Genomic DNA, 15804 nt, shown 5'->3' with positions numbered 1-15804 from the left:
TCACGGTGATGTCTAAATCTAAGCCCTAGCACCGTTTCAAATTTGCTGTCGTCACTTCGCACCCAGCGTGTAGCGTATTGGGTGCCTTCTGCCGTAATCGGAATGTTCACGCCAGTCAGTGCGATAAATGCATCTCCTAATATTCCCATTAGCCGCAGTAGTGGGCCGGGAATGGGCGCGTAGGGAAGGCGTCGTCCAGTCAGCTCATATAGCGTGCTGATCAGCTCTTTCCATGGGTAGTAGTGACCGCCAAGCAGAATACGCTCTGGCCGATCGAGCTTTTCGAGTATGGCAACGCAGGCGCTGCCAATATCGCGCACATCGATAAACTGGATGCCCGTGCTGGTAACCACACCCATGCGCGAGCTGAAAATGCGCAGGGCATTCATGGGTTCGGACAAGCCTGGGTCGTGAGGGCCGATAATGCTGCCGGGGTAGATTATGCTAACGGGCTTGCCTTTGGCCTGCAGGTCTCGGACAAAATGCTCTGCGGCGGCTTTTGATTGTCCGTAGGCAGATTTGGATTGCGTCGGCGGCTCTTCCCCGGTGAGCGATGACAAGCCAGGGGCGAATAGGGCGGCCAGGCTGGAAATGTGCACGAGGTGTTTCAGGCCCAGTTCGCAACCCTGGCCGATTACATTGCGGGTGCCGCCCACATTGGTGTTGATAACGTTGTTGGCATCTTTTTTATGGGTAGAGACAAAAGCGGCGCTATGTACCACACCGTCGCAGTTGCTTAGTGCCTGTTTCACTGCAGCGGCATCGGTCACGTCACCGCTGACAATATCGGGAAACGCTTCTTTTGCCTGAGCGCCGTGTTGCGCCATTACCCGCTCGAGTTTGGCGGGGTTGCGCACCAGCAGGCGAACCTCATGCCCGGCAGCCCGTAATGCCAGGGCGGCGTGTGAGCCGACAAAGCCGGTGCCGCCGGTAACCAATATGCGCATTGCTGAATCCTTTTGTCGGTAGCGGAGCTGTATATGTTTCAATAGGGCAGACGGGTGCTGTCGCCCAGCGGGCCCCGCTCCATTATCGTGATCAACACCTTCATTTCACAGTGGTTTCCAGAAAATGTTTGACATCAGCTCAGGGTCTCGATAATGTAGCTCTCAGCTAGAAAGAAAGACTAATATTTGAACACTCGTTTCGTCGCACCTTTGCAGTTCTTCGTCCTGTAGTTCGAAATCTCAGCCTAGTATTTCCCGCTATTCGTGCTTCTTCAGTTTTCATAACACTGAGTGGCGCTTTGATATTTTTTTCCTACAGGATTTATTGTTATGTCTAGAGTTACCGGTACTGTTAAATGGTTCAACGAAACTAAAGGTTTTGGCTTTCTTGAGCAGCAAGGCGGCCCAGATGTGTTCGCACACTTCAGCGCCATCAGCGGTTCAGGCTTCAAAACCCTGGTAGAAGGTCAAGCGGTAGAATTCACCGTGACCCAGGGCCAGAAAGGTCCTCAAGCCGAGAACATCGTAGCTATCTAATAGCTGCCTCGGTTTACCAGAAAGGCAAGCCCTCGGGCTTGCTTTTTTTATGCCTGCTGTTTCTTCGGGCATCTCCTTTCTGAATGTCTCAAGCGTTTCCCTTCCCCCAGTGAATTCGAGACAATAGCGCCTTTTCTCCAGGGATGATCTATGTTGTTTTCTTCCAAAAGCGCGCCCAGTCCGGCACAGGAAGTGCTGCGCAGCGTTTTCGGCTACGAGCAGTTTCGCCACCAGCAGCAGGCCATTGTCGATCAGGTGATCGACGGCGGCGATGCGCTGGTGTTGATGCCCACTGGTGGCGGTAAATCCTTGTGTTACCAGGTGCCTGCGCTGGTGCGCACGGGTACTGCCATTGTCGTGTCACCGCTGATTGCCCTGATGCGCGACCAGGTGCAGGCGTTGCAGCAGAACGGTGTGCGTGCCGAATACCTCAATTCTTCGCTGGCCGCAGATGAGGCCTTTCGGGTGGAATCCCTGTTCCGGCAGGGCGATCTCGATCTGCTGTATGTAGCACCGGAGCGGCTGGTTACGCCGCGCATGCTGGATTTGATGCGGCAAACCGAGCTGTCCCTGTTTGCCATCGACGAGGCACACTGTGTATCCCAGTGGGGGCATGATTTCCGGCCCGAATACCAGCAACTATCGATTCTGCACGAGTGCTTTCCGGCGGTGCCGCGCATTGCGTTGACCGCGACAGCAGATCTGCCGACCCGCCGGGAAATAATCGAACGGCTGAATCTGCAGGATGCCGAAATTTTCAATAGCGGCTTTGACCGGCCCAATATCCGTTACCACATCAGCGAAAATCAGGGCAACGCCCGGGATCAGCTCAAGCGGTTTATTCTGAACAATCACGAAGGCGAGGCGGGTATTGTTTATTGTCTGTCGCGCAAGCGAGTGGAGGATACTGCTGAGTGGCTGAACAAACAGGGTTTTACCGCGTTACCCTACCACGCGGGCTTAAGCACTGATATCCGGCAGGAGAATCAGGAGCGCTTTCTGCGTGAAGACGGGGTGATAGTGGTGGCCACCATTGCGTTTGGCATGGGCATCGACAAACCTGACGTGCGCTTTGTGGCTCACCTGAATTTACCGAAAAGTATTGAGGCTTATTATCAGGAAACAGGTCGCGCCGGGCGCGATGGCCTGCCCAGCGATGCATGGATGGCCTACGGCCTGCAGGATGTGATTACCCTGCGCCAGATGCAGGAGCAAAGCGCTGCTGAGGAAAGCCGCAAACGGGTGGAGCGCCACAAGCTAGATGCCATGCTGGGCCTGTGTGAAACCCATGCCTGTCGTCGTCAGGTGCTGCTGCGCTATTTTGACGAAGCTCTCGATGAACCCTGCGGTAACTGCGACAACTGCATCACGCCTCCGCAGACTTGGGATGCCACGGTGGCGGCGCAGAAGGCGTTGTCCTGTGTGTATCGCACCGGACAGCGCTTTGGGGTGAATTATGTGGTGGATGTGCTGCGCGGTGTGGACAGTGGACAAGTGTTCGAGCGCATTCAGAACTTCGATCACGATAAGCTTTCCACCTACGGAATTGGCAGTGAGCTGAATCAGGGCGAATGGCGTACGCTGTTTCGCCAGCTGATGGCCATTGGCCTATTGGGGGTGGATTACGAGGGGCATGGCAGTGTGTTTTTGACCGATGCAGCGCGCCCGGTATTGCGCGGCGAGCAGTCGCTGACCCTGCGCAAAATGCCCAAAGTCGACAAGCAGAAAACCCGCAAAAGCAATGTGGCTTTCAGTGGTGGGAATCAGAAACTCTGGGAAGCGTTGCGGGCTCACCGCAAAACGCTGGCGGAAGACCAGGGCGTACCCGCCTATGTGATCTTTCATGATGCCACGTTGGCCGAGATGGTTGAGCGAGTGCCGCAAACGCTGGAACAGCTGGGGCGGATAAGCGGTATTGGCGAGCGCAAGTTGGATGCCTATGGCGAGGGGTTTCTGGCGATTTTGCAGGAGTACGATGAGCCGGCACCGGTCAGCGACACGGTAAGCGATACTCTGGTGTTACTGAGTCAGGGGCTGACACCGCTGGAAATCGCACACCGCCGCGAACTGACGCTCAATACCGTGTATCGACATCTGGCTATGGGTATCGAGCGTGACGAAATCGAACTTGAGGACGTGGTGGAGCTCGATGCATCGGAGTTGGAAGCCTTGGGCGGCGCGTTTTCCTTGAACGAGCAGGGCGGTCTTAAGGCTGTTTATGAAGCCTTTGACGGCGAGTACGACTACGGCGTGTTGGGTTGCGTGCGCGCTGCATTGCGGCTCTGACTCGTGCCCGCAATTACTCTACGTTGGTGGCCGCCTGTAATTCGGCAAAGTTGGCATAGGGTTTGATTACTTCACCTGTACGGTAGCTGGCGCTGGATATGGCGTAGCCCACTTCCAGTGCTTCGGTGTTGCGTTCTATGGCTTTAATCAATTCTGGCCAACCTTCATCCAGACTGAAAAAGACTTCTACGCTGACGCTGCCGCCCGGTGGTGTCACGCGCTCTTTGGCGTGCCACTGAAATGGTTTGCTGGCATACACCTGTTTGCTCTGCACGCCATACACAAATAGTTTTCCCGAAAGCGTTTGCAGGCTCTGGTGTGAGCCGTTGACGATGGTGGCGTTGATGCGCAGTTGACCCAAACTGAAGCGGTGCACACCAGTGATCCGGTGCTGATAACTGAATTCTCCTACCAGCCCCGCCAGTTCTTCGTGTATCCGTTGATTGGCAGCTATCAGGGTCTGGGTTTCTGCCGCGTCTACGGTTGTTAGCAGAGATACTGCATTCAGCCACTGGGCAATGGCCCAGTGATCACCGCGTCGCTCCATGCGCCACTGGGGTTGAAAACCTAAGTCCAGATCTGGTCGGGTGAAGCGACTGGTAATGACGGCACTGTTGCGTTCTTCCTCCATCAGCGCTACCTGTTCGGGGTGTTGGGCGACACCCGCCAGCGCACGTAACAGCACCTGCATTAACGGTGGAGCCCCGGCGGTGGCGCCGGATTGCAGCCACAGGGTAGCGATACTTTCCAGGGAGGCCTGGCTGGACAGCGAGGTTGCAAAACGCTTGCTCAGGTCAGGGTCTGCTGACACGTCTGCCTTGAGCTTTAGCCACAAGGCGTCCATCGACACGTGTTGCGCGAGCTCGCTGCTGTTGCCGGTTTCCAGTGCAGTTTGCAGGTGCAGAGCGGCATCAAGCGGTGTGTCGCGCTGTATGAAAAAAAACAGTGCCAGTATGCCCAGCAGCACGCTCACAGCCATTACACTGAGCCAGCGCTGATTCAGTCCGGCGCCTTTAGTGCTGGCATCGGCTTTGGTAGCTTTAGGTTTGTCGCTGGCTGGAATGGCGTGTAGATCAGGGCCGCCGACTACGATGGCTTCCGCCCCGGTTTTCTCATAAATTAAAATGGCGTAGCGCTGTGCGACAGCTTCATCCTGATCCTTTTTGACAATCAGGTCGCGTTTACGCAGGGCGCGGGCGAGCTTGGCCGGGCTGGTTCCCAGCAGGGAAGCCAGGCGCTGTAAAACCGCAGGCGGGTAGTCCTGAGCGACAATGGCGACATCAAACAATTCAGACACGGGAACGACACAACCAATTTTCGCGGCATCATAGCACAGCCGTGAACCGGGATTGAGGATTGGCTCACAGACCGCCAGTCACTGGGGGGCTGCAGCATGTAGCGGTTTGCGGGATTGGTGGCAATAGGTATATTGATGAACAAAAATGCGCATGAAACTGACGCCTTCCGCCGTGTTTAAGGCTTGGTAGCCCCGCTACACTACGACGATTACTTGTACCATTCAGAAGAATAAATTGTACACGACAGCCGGAGAATTCTCGTATGACGTCATGTTCATCGCGCAAGGGCAAGCTTGGTTTGGCGTTGGCCCTGCTCTCGTCGGCCGCTGCCGCCCAGCAAAATAACCTTACTCTGGAGGAGGTGGTCGTTACCGCCCAGCGCAAAGCCGAATCCCTTCAGGATACGCCCATTGCACTGGATGCCTTTGGGCAGGAAGCCTTGGAGCGTGAGGGCATAGGTAATGTGGGTGATCTGGCCAATAATGTACCTGCACTGACCATTCAGCCTTTTCCGATCAATACCACCACGCTGCGCATTTACATTCGCGGCATCGGTTTGATTGATGCCCAGATTACCCAGGACCCGCCGGTGGGGGTTTACGTGGACGGCGCTTATATTGCCCGCTCTGCGGCGCTGGCGACCGAGATATCCGATCTGCAGCGTATCGAAGTGCTGCGCGGACCACAGGGAACGCTTTACGGCCGCAACTCAACCGGTGGCGCGGTGAACCTGATCACCAAGCGCCCGGATCCCGAGGCACTGCAATTCAAGCAGAACCTCACCGTGGGCGACCGCAGTCTGTTTAACAGCCGCACCATGTTAAATGTGCCGCTGTGGGAGGGCGCCGCTGCCAAGTTTGCCTACCTGAAAAAAGGTGTGGACGGCTACATCAAAAACACTGGTCAAGGTGGTGATTTTGGTGATTCTGACACCGAAGGTTACCGCTTTGATTTTGGCTGGGAGGTGAACGACAGCCTGCGGGTTGATTACGCCTACGATAAGGCTGAAGTTACCAACACCAATATGACCTATTCGCACATCCGGCCATCGGATCCGATACCAAACCCCAATGCCAATTCAGGTATTGCGATCACCAATCTGATTAACTCGGGCGCTCGCCAGTTCTATGACTTTAATCGCAGCGAGGAATTGCCGAATGAAATTCATTCCGCCATTCCCATGCCTGAAGCCGTTAACGATATTTCCGGTCACCAGCTGACTTTGGATTGGAGCGTTAGTGAAACCCTGGAAATCAAATATATCTACGCCCAGCGTGATCTGTACGACGCCACTCCCACCGTGCTGGCAACCGGTGCCCGCACCGATGGCTATCGTCTCGACAACGAGCCGCTGTTCGGCTTTCCGGTGGCGCCGACATCGGGCGGTACCATGCCCTGTGCGGCCGGCTGTGTTGGCCGCTCAATCCAATACGACGGTTTTACTCCGGATATCGATCAGGAGCAGTTTTCTCATGAGCTGCAGTTCTCGGGCTCATTGTTTGATGACCGCGTGAACTACATTGCCGGTCTGTATTATTTTGAAGAAGAGGCGCGGCAGAGTCCGGGCGAGATTGGTCACTTGATTTCGGCACCGTTGGGCAGCACCCAAGACGGCAATAACACCAATACTCGCATCGAGATTCTGACTCAGGCGCGCTATGACATTGAGAACTCTGCCAAGGCCGCCTTTGCCCAGCTGAGCTGGAGGCCGCCGGTATTGGAAGAGCGTTTGAATTTAACGCTTGGCCTGCGTCATTCGGAAGATTCGCGCTATGCTCGCGCCTTCCGTCGCCAAATGACATTTACTGTCATACCCGGTGATGGTGACAACAAAGACCGTGACAATCTGGATATTGGCACCCAGATCAATGATGTGTTTTACGATGCAATTGGCGACCGGGATTTTGAAGACGATTCCTACAGCCTGATTGCCGAATATGAAGTGACTGACAGCGTCAACGTGTACGCAAAACGTAATGAGGCCTATAAAAGCGGTGGCTTCAATACTCGCGAGCAAATTACGGCGGCCGGTGCCGAGCGCTTTCGCCAAGGGTTCGACCCTGAAAAAGTTATCGCGTACGAGCTCGGCCTTAAATCTCGCTTTTTCGGTGGCCGCGTGCAGTTGAATGCGGATATTTTTCAGCAGGAGTTTGAAGATCAGCAGTTGAACTTCTCTGTACCTAATGCGGTAAGCGACACCACAGTTGCTAATGCTGGGGAATCTACGCTGGAAGGATTTGAGCTGGACACGACCTGGCTGGTGTCAGAAAACCTGATTCTGATTCTGAACTACGCCTATCTGGATGCCAGTATCGCACCGAGTCGCAACCCGTTGTCGGGTGAAATTGATGACGGCTTTGTGTTCGACTCAGCCCCCGAGCACGCCTATACCGCCGCGGTAGACTGGACGCTGTGGACCGGCGGTCTGGGTCAACGGTTAGGGTTTAACGCGACCTACTCCTACACTGACGAGCGCAATGGTGGCGCCCAAGCTGAAACGTCTACGTTTGCCCAGGATCGACAGCATGATTTTGCGGTGCTGAATGCGCGCTTGGGTATGTATGATCTCGCGGTGCTGGACGGCACCCTGGATCTGGCGGTATGGAGCAAGAACTTGCTGGATGAAGACTATAGCATCAACAATGTGCATAACCTGCCACAGGCCGGGCGATCCGTCATGTTCGGCGAGCCGCGCAGCTATGGTGTTGATCTGATCTACCGTTGGGGCATGTAAGCCTTGCCACTTTCCTCTTTGACGGCCGCTTTCGCGGCCTTTTTTGAGGAAATTTCAGCCTTTCAGCAATTACATTGATGAAAAAATTCTGGGCAGATTGGGTTGGTTGTTTGAACTACCCATGCCGCCATCAATTACCACTTCAGTGCCTGTGATATAGCTGGCTGCCGGTGACAGCAGAAATACGATGAGATTGGCGACTTCTTCGGCGCTACCGCCCCGACCAAGTGCGATGGCGTTAAGCCATGCGTCTTTCACCGCGTCAATGGATCCCGGAATCTCAGTAAGGGGGGTTTCAATGAAACCCGGGCATACGGCGGTGGCGCGAATATTGTCACCACCGTGATCCAGCGCGAGGGTGCGGGTGTAGTTGATGACAGCCGCTTTAGCGGCGTTATATGCCGCAAAGCCGTGATCGGCGCGAACGCCGCTGAGCGATGCGACGTTAACAATGCTGCCGCCGCCGCGTTTACGCAGATGGGGAATGCTGGCCCGGCAGGCGTAGAACACGCCGTGAAGGTCAATGTTGATGACCTTGTGCCATTCTTCCAGTGGCATGTCGGTGGTGGTGCCCAGACTGCCCAGCCCCGCGCTGTTCACCGCGCCGTCGAGGCCGCCGAAGCTTTCGGCGGCCAGATCACAGGCAGCAATGAGCTGATCCAACTCGGTAACATCGGTTGGGTGAAAACGCACGTGTTGTGGAAATTCCGCTGCTAATGCTTCGCCCGCTTCGCGGTTGAGGTCTGCGATCACGGCATTGCCGCCGTGCGTGGCCAGATAGCGAACAGTTGCTGCACCAATGCCTGAGGCGCCGCCGGTAACCAGATAGGTTTTGTTAGAAAAGTCGATATTCATAAGTGATCTCGTCGAGTTATCTTTAGTTGTTGTGCTCGTTCATTACGCGTCGCATATAGCTGCTTGCAAAACTCTGCTCCAGCATGCTTTTGTCGGTAGCCAGAGACATTCGTGCAAGGATCAGAGAAATACGCAGCCCGGCAAACACTCGGTAGTAGTGCAGGTTGTCAGTGTGTAAGCCTGTTAACTGCTGCCAGTCTCTGGCGGTTGCATCGCCGTCGGGCAGGCCCTCCAGTCGGGGAACACCCAATCCGTGACTAAACAGTTCATCCATGAATATCCACCAGGCAATATCCTGTTGTGGATCGCCAACGCAGAGCATTTCCCAGTCGAGCAGAGCGGCAACGTCGCAGCTTTGCTCTTCAAAAATGATATTCGCCATGCGCGAGTCGCCCCAGCAAAGGCGTTGGCATTGTTCGCTGGGTTGATGTTGGCGCAGCCACTGCAGGGCTACTTCACAATCTTCGTTGCGGGCGTTTTCCAGCCCCCAATCCATGTAGCGCTCCCAATAGCTCAACTGGTCGTCGAAGGATTTGGGGAAGTCGTAGCGTTTTATAAACCCTGCGATCGGTGCGCTCTCGATAGGTTGACGGTGTAGCGTCGCCATCATGTTGATCGCGTTATTCCAGAGTGCGCCGCGTGTTTCCGGTGTGGCTTCACAAAGCCAGCCGTCCATGTGATAGGGCGGCATGTCGGGCGGAATACGACCGGCGGTCTGGTGCATGATATAAAACGGTGAGCCCAGTACCTGGCCGGTGGGTTCTTCTTCGACTAGCTCTGGCAGTTTCAAGCCGTCGATTTCGCTGAGCACTTTCATGGCGTCAAACTGCATGGGCAGGTTGTATTCCGGAAAGGCGAGCTTTTCGCCCTGCGCTTGCAGGCGCGCAACCATTGGCAGCCGTTGTGCGCCTTGATCCAGTATGCAGTCAAACATCAGTGTGATATTGGACATGCCGGTATTTTCAGGGATTTTCAGCGCTGGAATACGGACGTCGCGGTTCGGATACACCTGGGTAGCAAACCATTGCTCGAGACTCGCGCGAACCGCTTCGGTGTCATCGAGGGCCGGGGTGGGGCGTAATTCTTCTGTCATGATATCTCTCTGTTAGTGAGCAGCGCGTTTTTCAGCAGGGGCGGTTTGTGCGATCAGTAAAGCGGCTTTTGTCGCGTACTTTCCGATAAGCTTCCAGTACTGGCGCAAACTCGTGTGGCTGACTGGCGTGGATGATGATGCCGTCGGCACCGGCCTCGAACTGGTCGTTAAAGCGTTGCGCGCAGTCTTCGGCTGAACCCACAGCGGCGGGCAGCCAGGATTCGGGCAAAAGATCGCGAATGTGTCGCAGCTGCTCCGTACTGGCAACACTGTCGATGCCGCCGGGCATTTTGCTGACCACTTTGTCGGCGCGGAAGGCATCCAGCGTGGCGCGATCCCAGCCGTTGATATCGACCAGCAGTTCGCCGTAGTTGGGTGCCTGCAGGTAGGTCGCCATGCGGGCAACGATATATTTCAGGTAGGTGGCTTCGTCAGCATCGCAGGCAGTCGCCAGCACGCTCCATACTTTTACGGCGTCTGGATCACGTCCGGCGTTTTCTGCACCTTCTCGCACACAGGCTACCGCTTTCTTTAAGGCCTGGTCCGAGAGGAAGGTGTGCAGGATGACGCCGTCGAACAGGCTGCCGGCAAAGCGCAGGCTCTTAGGGCCGAAGCCGACAAACATGAGCGGAATGTCTTCGTCGAGCCAGTCATTCATGTGCAGGTAGGGATAATTGCCGAGCTTGCCATTATGGCTGACACGTTCCCCCCGCCACAGTTTGCGCATCATGTCGGCAAACTCGCTCAGGTGGGCGTTGGTGACTTTTTTCATGCCCATCAGGTCGTAGCGGATACCGACGCCACGTGCTACGCCCAATGCAAAGCGGCCGTGGGTCAGGCGGTGCAGCGTGCTGGCCATGGTTGCGGTAAGCATCGGGTGGCGGGAGTTGATGTTGGTCGCACCAGTGCCGATAACGAGTTTATCAGTGACGGCGCCAGCGGCGCCGGCCAATGCGGCAACTTCCTTCACGTCGAAGCGTTCTGACAGCCAGGCGGAGCCGACACCGAGTGCTTCAGCGGCGCGCACTTCGTCAAGCAGGTCGGCGGGCGTGCGGGTGTGGCCGGGCAGAGCGTAAAAACCGAGTTCTGGAAATTCTGAGGTCGGCGTTGCCATCGCGGGTATCATTCCCTAGTTGCTATTAGTGTGAATGTCGGTAAAGTTAATGAACACTGTTCATTAAGTCAATGCAGGAGAGATTACAGGGTGTCCAGAAAACCCTTACAACAGGTCAGCGGCAGACCCGCCAGGCTCTCGCGAGACCAGATCCTCGATCAGGCGATGGCCCTGATTGCCGGCGGCGGTGGTGAAACGTTTTCTCTGCGCAAACTCGCGCAGGCGCTGGATACCGTGCCGGGAAACCTTTACACCTATTTCGCTAGTAAGGAGGCTCTGTTCGATGCCATGGCTGACCGTGCTTTGACAGCGCTCGATGACAGTTATGACCATAGCAGTGACTGGCAGACGGAGATAGAAAACTGGATGAATGCGCTGCGCGCGGCGATTCGCTCGCAACCGGCGTTGCTGTACATCATCGGTTTGGCAGGTAGCGCGCCCGGTGCGGTTCGCCGGATTGATAGTATCTCCAGGATACTCGTGGCTCAGGGTATGACCTTGCCGAACGCGGTATTACAGGCGCAAAGCCTGCTTTGGGCGGTAATGGGTTTTACTATGTTTGAGCTTCAGGCCGCAGACAAAAAAATATTGAGCCAGCTAAAAAAGTCCGGTGCGCATGAAGATTTTCCGGCGGTCATGCAGCACCTTGCACTGGATGATCTGAATCCGCTTTGGGAGGCAACCGTTAGTCGCACCTTGCTGGGCCTAAGGGGCTTGCTATAGAACTTCAGAAGACCCTACCACCTTTAGCGAAATGGTGATGCCGTTAAATTGCGCCATACCCGATATTGGCTCAATTGCGTCCGGTCCATCGGCCGCCAGAATATTCGCATTCACTCCCTGAGTCTTGTTGGCCACACGCAACCCGCTGGCGCGCTGATGACCCCAGCCGTGAGGCAATGCGACGGTACCGGGCATAAGGTCATCGCTGAGCGACACTGGCAGGCGCACGCAGCCGGTGGCATTGCTTACATCAATCAGGTCGCCGTCGCCGCAGCCCAGTTTTTGCCCGTCTTGCGGGTGTATATACAGATAATTAGTTTGCCGTTTTCCTTTCACAAAGGCCGTGTCGTTATGGGTCCAGCTGTTGTGGCTGAAGCGTTCTCGTTTGGTGATTAATTTGAACTGCTGTTGTTCAGCCTTTGCTTTGTCAAAGCTTGTCAGCAGACGTTGCGCAGCCAGATCGATAAAGGTTTGTGGCGCCAATTGCACTTTGCCATCTTTAGTCAATACACGCTTGCCCAAATAGGAATTACCTTCGATGGGCGAGAGCGCTTTGCCGTGTGGATACTTTCGTAGCGCACGCAGGCCTCCCTGCTTGCCCATACGGGCTATCATTCCCAACAAGCGCTCAGGCATCGGGGTCAAGGCTTTGCCGATGAGAGGGAGTTTACCCAGCCTCTCGCCGGTGTTGATCAATGCCTGTAGGGTTCGCGAGCCGAAGAACGGCGCATTGCATACTTTGGCGAGTTGACGCATTGTCCACAATTCGTCGCGACATTCGCCGGGTGGTGTCACCAGTCGGTCGGTATACTGGAACCAGGGGCGCGGTGACAGTCCTGAAAGGCTGATAAAAGAAAAGGGAATGTCCGGGCGTTCGGTAAAGTGTGTTCCCGGTAAGATATAGTCGGCGTATTCCGCAGTTTCATTGCGCACAATATCAATACATACCAGCAATTCCAGCTGCTCCAGCGCTTTTGCCAGTTTATGACTGTTGGTCGCGGTGAGCAGCGGGTTTCCTGACAATACAAACATGGCGCGTACCTGATCCTGCGCTGGCTGCAGGATTTCATCGGCCATCAGGGCGGCGGGCAGGGCGCCGAGAAAATTACGGGTATTACCGATGCGTGAATGGAAAACGTTTTTGTCGGCATCTTTGGTTGCTTTGCCATAATCGAATATTCCCAGTCCCATCAAGCTGCCGCCGCTGCGGTCCAGATTGCCGGTAAGTGCATTGATGACTTCCAGCAGCCAGAACGCGAGGGTGCCATTGCTGCCTTGGTTAATGCCGGTAGAGCCGTAGAGGGCGGCTCCTTTGGCGTTTAGGTACGTGTTTACCAGCGTACGTAATTGCTCGGCGCTGATGCCGGTGACTTCCGCCTGTTTTTCCGGCGTCCAATCCAGGCAAAGTTCGCGGAGTGCGTCGAGTCCGTTCATATGGGTGGCAACACGCGCGGCGTCAATAGCGTTGCGGGCAAAAACCTCGTTGAGAAAGCCCAGTAGCATAAACACGTCGGTGTCGGGGCGGATATACACCTGCTCGCCTACGGCTTTTGCGGTTTCCGTGCGTCGTGGGTTCACGTTAAACACTGTACCGCCACGAGCTTCGATTTCCTGCAGTCGTCGCACCGGGTCTGGCAAATTGATAAAGCTCATTTTTGAAATAGCGGGATTGGCGCCAATCATGATCAGGCAATTGATGTGATCAATATCCGGAAAGGTCAGGGCCATGGGTGAGCCGTAGAGGTGTTGACTCACAAGAAACTTGTTGTTGCAGTCGAGGCTGCCGGTATTGTAAACCTTGTGGGTATTCAGACCCTGAGTAAAGGCTGTCCAGAATATCGGCATCAGGGGGCTGAAACTGATTGGATTGCCGAAGTAGGCGCCGACAGATTCGTCACCGTGGCGATCGCGCAGGGCGCAGATTTTTTCGCCAATTTCGCACAGTGCCTGCTCCCAACTGATAGCCTCAAACCCACTGTCAGTTTTCTTCAGTGGTGTCGTGATCCGGTCTGCCGTCGTACGCATTTTTTCGATGCTGAGGCCTTTGATGCAGGCAAAGCCTTTAGAGACTACGTGCGCCTTGTCAGGCTCAACCTTTGTGATAGCGTTGTTTTCGACAGTAACTATTAGTCCGCACTGATTTTCGCATATGCGGCAAAAGGTGGTTTGGGTGGTGGGCATCGTGTTACCTCTTATCGACCGCATTGATCAATTCGAAATATCAGGTGTGGATAAACTGTTTGGCAAAGTGCTCCATGTCGCGCAATTTGTCGTCCAGGGTCATGGTACTGGCCATGCCGTTTTTGTCGCAAAACGCTTCGCGGTAAAGCATTGTGACACCAAGTTCTTTACAGCGCTCTAAATTGGCGGGGGAATTATCGTATAGCGCCAGCGCCACCTCGAAACCCTCCCAGGGCAGTCCGGAATCGGCGCGAAACCGCTTTAATGTTGGTAGCAGCTGTTCGACATCCTTCATCTCGTGCTGAGCGCCCACCCAGCCATCGTTGCGAGCTGCGCGGCGCAAGGCGGGCTCACTGAAGCCGCCGATACAAATGGGAAGACGGTGTTTCAGGCCCGGAGACATTTGCAGGGGAGGGAATTGATAGTACTCCCCGTCAAACGAAGCATTGTCGCCAGTCCATAACATTTTCATCACCGTCAGCATTTCGTCGGTGCGTTTTCCTCGGTCATGAAAATTCTGGCCGACCAACTCAAATTCCGATTTTTGCCAACCTATGCCGACACCGAGAAGCAGGCGGTCGCCGCAAAGATTGGCTGCCGTGGAGATTAGCTTGGCGGCCTGAAAAGGATCTCGCATCGGCAACACATAGAGCGTATTGAGAAATTTAAGGGTCTTGGTGACCTGTGACAACGCGCCAATTTCAACCCAGGGTTCCGGCCAGTGAGTTTCGGGATACCAGCGTATGAGACTGTTTTTGCTGTAGTCGTAGTGTTCGTATTGTTCGGCAAAGGTAATTAGGTGTTCGCCCAGGGTGACACCTTCAAATCCAAGGTCCTCGGCGTGTGTTGCGAGAGTTGGCAGTTCATCCATGTCGATCATTGACAGACATTGCCAGAACTTCATCTTGCTTCCCCTCTAGTAGGTGCTAGATAGTCAATCTGTTTGCTGGCAGTCCAATATCACCTTGCCGGCAATTTCGCCTTTGTCTATCTGGCGGTGTACGTCGGCAGCGTCGGTCAACGGGCGGATGGCAGCGACTGCAGGTTTAAGGCGCTCCTGTTTCAGCCATTGCATGAGCGTTGCAACGTCTTCCTTGAACTCTTCCGGTTTCTTGCCGCGACGGGTCTGGATATTGTAAAAGCCACTACTTTTGCCATCGGGCAGCATCGGCCACAGAGCGAGCAGCTTCAAAAAGCCGAACAGCAAGCTTGGAATCTTTTCTTCGCCGGTTGTGACCTGTAGAGCGCCAAACCCGACCAGCTTGCCGCCTTTGGCTACGCAACGATAGGAGCGAGACCAGTACTTGCCGCCGATGGTGTCAAACACGGCCTGTACGCCTTTGCCACCGGTTTCTTGTGCTATGCGCTCGACAAAATCTTCATTGTGGTAATCGATGGGTATGGCGCCGTAGTGTTTCACGAGGCAATGTTTGCCCTTCGACGCTGTGCCATAAACCTTGAGACCCATTTCGCGGCCGAGTTCCAGCAGAGCGGTGCCCACTGCACCGCCGGCGGCATGTACCAGAATGCTGTCGCCAGATTTCAGTGAACATTCCCGGGTCAGCATCTGGTAGGCCGTGGTATACGACAGAATCATGCACACCGCTGACGCAGGGTTCAGGCCTTCTGGGCAGGGAATCACCCGCTCCGCGTCTACGCACAGATATTGGGTGTAGCCGCCAATCACCGACATGTCTGCAACAGGGTCGCCCACCTTGAATTGGGTAACGCCACTGCCCACGGCATCTATCAGGCCGAACCAGTCGTAGCCGAGGGTGAAGGGAGGCTTGTCTTTGACGTCGACGTACTGGCCCTGGCGAATAACGGTGTCTGTGAAGCCGGTGCCTGCGGTCAGTACTTTTACCCGTACCTGACCAGGTGCGGGCTGTGGCAGGGTATCTTCCGTAATAACCTTGATGTTTTCGGGGCCGCCAAAGGCGCTGATGTCAACGTGTTTCCACTGCATGGTCTAAACTTTCAAGGCCGTTTAAGTAGCGCGCAATCTAGGAAAGCTGGCGCCATTGGTCAAAGGCTTT

12 protein-coding genes are annotated in these 15804 nt (G+C 55.1%); 4 read left to right on the top strand and 8 right to left on the bottom strand.

Annotated features, from left to right (window positions below):
- On the bottom strand, positions 1-947 hold a 947-nt coding region (locus ABYP39_RS06365), incomplete at its 3' end, for an SDR family NAD(P)-dependent oxidoreductase (RefSeq protein WP_372781653.1).
- 330 nt (positions 948-1277) lie between these two features.
- On the opposite strand from ABYP39_RS06365, the gene ABYP39_RS06360 reads away from it, so the two are divergent.
- Both ABYP39_RS06360 and recQ read left to right on the top strand, forming a co-directional pair.
- On the top strand, positions 1278-1484 hold the full coding sequence (locus ABYP39_RS06360) for a cold-shock protein (protein ID WP_372748184.1): 207 nt from the start codon (positions 1278-1280) through the stop codon (positions 1482-1484).
- A 150-nt stretch (positions 1485-1634) separates the two neighbouring features.
- Complete coding sequence (gene recQ, locus ABYP39_RS06355) at positions 1635-3770, top strand: DNA helicase RecQ (protein WP_372781650.1); 2136 nt, start codon at positions 1635-1637, stop codon at positions 3768-3770.
- A 13-nt stretch (positions 3771-3783) separates the two neighbouring features.
- On the opposite strand, the gene ABYP39_RS06350 is transcribed toward recQ, so the two are convergent.
- A complete protein-coding gene (locus ABYP39_RS06350) occupies positions 3784-5067 on the bottom strand; it encodes a hypothetical protein (RefSeq protein WP_372781648.1) in 1284 nt (427 codons plus the stop codon).
- A gap of 263 nt (positions 5068-5330) precedes the next feature.
- Here ABYP39_RS06350 and ABYP39_RS06345 point away from each other — a divergent pair, with 263 nt between their 5' ends.
- Complete coding sequence (locus ABYP39_RS06345) at positions 5331-7802, top strand: TonB-dependent receptor (protein ID WP_372781646.1); 2472 nt, start codon at positions 5331-5333, stop codon at positions 7800-7802.
- 69 nt (positions 7803-7871) lie between these two features.
- Here ABYP39_RS06345 and ABYP39_RS06340 read toward each other — a convergent pair whose 3' ends face one another.
- From ABYP39_RS06340 to ABYP39_RS06330, 3 genes are read right to left on the bottom strand one after another with little or no spacing between them, the layout of a single operon-like run.
- Entirely contained in the window at positions 7872-8657 is a 786-nt protein-coding gene (locus tag ABYP39_RS06340; RefSeq protein WP_372781644.1) for an SDR family NAD(P)-dependent oxidoreductase, read from the bottom strand.
- Between the two features lie 22 nt (positions 8658-8679).
- Positions 8680-9750, bottom strand: a complete 1071-nt coding sequence (locus ABYP39_RS06335) for a phosphotransferase family protein (protein WP_372781642.1) — start codon at positions 9748-9750, stop codon at positions 8680-8682.
- A 31-nt stretch (positions 9751-9781) separates the two neighbouring features.
- Entirely contained in the window at positions 9782-10864 is a 1083-nt protein-coding gene (locus tag ABYP39_RS06330) for a TIGR03857 family LLM class F420-dependent oxidoreductase (protein ID WP_372781640.1), read from the bottom strand.
- Positions 10865-10954: 90 nt separating this feature from the next.
- Between ABYP39_RS06330 and ABYP39_RS06325 the strand changes: the two genes are divergently transcribed.
- Positions 10955-11587 carry a TetR/AcrR family transcriptional regulator gene (locus ABYP39_RS06325; RefSeq protein WP_372758840.1) on the top strand — a complete coding sequence of 211 codons (633 nt, stop codon included), beginning with the start codon at positions 10955-10957 and terminating at the stop codon, positions 11585-11587.
- Here the strand turns inward: ABYP39_RS06325 and ABYP39_RS06320 are convergent.
- Genes ABYP39_RS06320 through ABYP39_RS06310 form a run of 3 tightly spaced genes read right to left on the bottom strand, consistent with a single transcriptional unit; the run spans position 11582 to position 15734 of the window.
- Entirely contained in the window at positions 11582-13768 is a 2187-nt protein-coding gene (locus ABYP39_RS06320; RefSeq protein ID WP_372748774.1) for a molybdopterin-dependent oxidoreductase, read from the bottom strand. The genes ABYP39_RS06325 and ABYP39_RS06320 overlap by 6 nt on opposite strands.
- 40 nt (positions 13769-13808) lie before the next feature.
- On the bottom strand, positions 13809-14672 hold the full coding sequence (locus ABYP39_RS06315; protein WP_372748773.1) for a TIGR03619 family F420-dependent LLM class oxidoreductase: 864 nt from the start codon (positions 14670-14672) through the stop codon (positions 13809-13811).
- Positions 14673-14702: 30 nt separating this feature from the next.
- Positions 14703-15734, bottom strand: coding sequence for a medium chain dehydrogenase/reductase family protein (locus ABYP39_RS06310; protein WP_372748772.1), 1032 nt, complete (start codon positions 15732-15734; stop codon positions 14703-14705).
- Positions 15735-15804 lie beyond the last annotated feature (70 nt).

The organism is Litorivivens sp. (assembly GCF_041625495.1).
GTDB lineage: Bacteria > Pseudomonadota > Gammaproteobacteria > Pseudomonadales > Spongiibacteraceae > Litorivivens.
This window is presented reverse-complemented; position numbering and strand designations above follow the sequence as displayed.

What these genes read in the sequence shown, in the direction of transcription:
- ABYP39_RS06360 (WP_372748184.1), top strand. Translation starts at nt 1,278, where the DNA reads ATGTCTAGAGTTACCGGTACTGTTAAATGGTTCAACGAAACTAAAGGT.
- recQ (WP_372781650.1), top strand. Translation starts at nt 1,635, where the DNA reads ATGTTGTTTTCTTCCAAAAGCGCGCCCAGTCCGGCACAGGAAGTGCTG.
- ABYP39_RS06345 (WP_372781646.1), top strand. Translation starts at nt 5,331, where the DNA reads ATGACGTCATGTTCATCGCGCAAGGGCAAGCTTGGTTTGGCGTTGGCC.
- ABYP39_RS06340 (WP_372781644.1), bottom strand. Translation starts at nt 8,657, where the DNA reads ATGAATATCGACTTTTCTAACAAAACCTATCTGGTTACCGGCGGCGCC.
- ABYP39_RS06335 (WP_372781642.1), bottom strand. Translation starts at nt 9,750, where the DNA reads ATGACAGAAGAATTACGCCCCACCCCGGCCCTCGATGACACCGAAGCG.
- ABYP39_RS06330 (WP_372781640.1), bottom strand. Translation starts at nt 10,864, where the DNA reads ATGGCAACGCCGACCTCAGAATTTCCAGAACTCGGTTTTTACGCTCTG.
- ABYP39_RS06320 (WP_372748774.1), bottom strand. Translation starts at nt 13,768, where the DNA reads ATGCCCACCACCCAAACCACCTTTTGCCGCATATGCGAAAATCAGTGC.
- ABYP39_RS06315 (WP_372748773.1), bottom strand. Translation starts at nt 14,672, where the DNA reads ATGAAGTTCTGGCAATGTCTGTCAATGATCGACATGGATGAACTGCCA.
- ABYP39_RS06310 (WP_372748772.1), bottom strand. Translation starts at nt 15,734, where the DNA reads ATGCAGTGGAAACACGTTGACATCAGCGCCTTTGGCGGCCCCGAAAAC.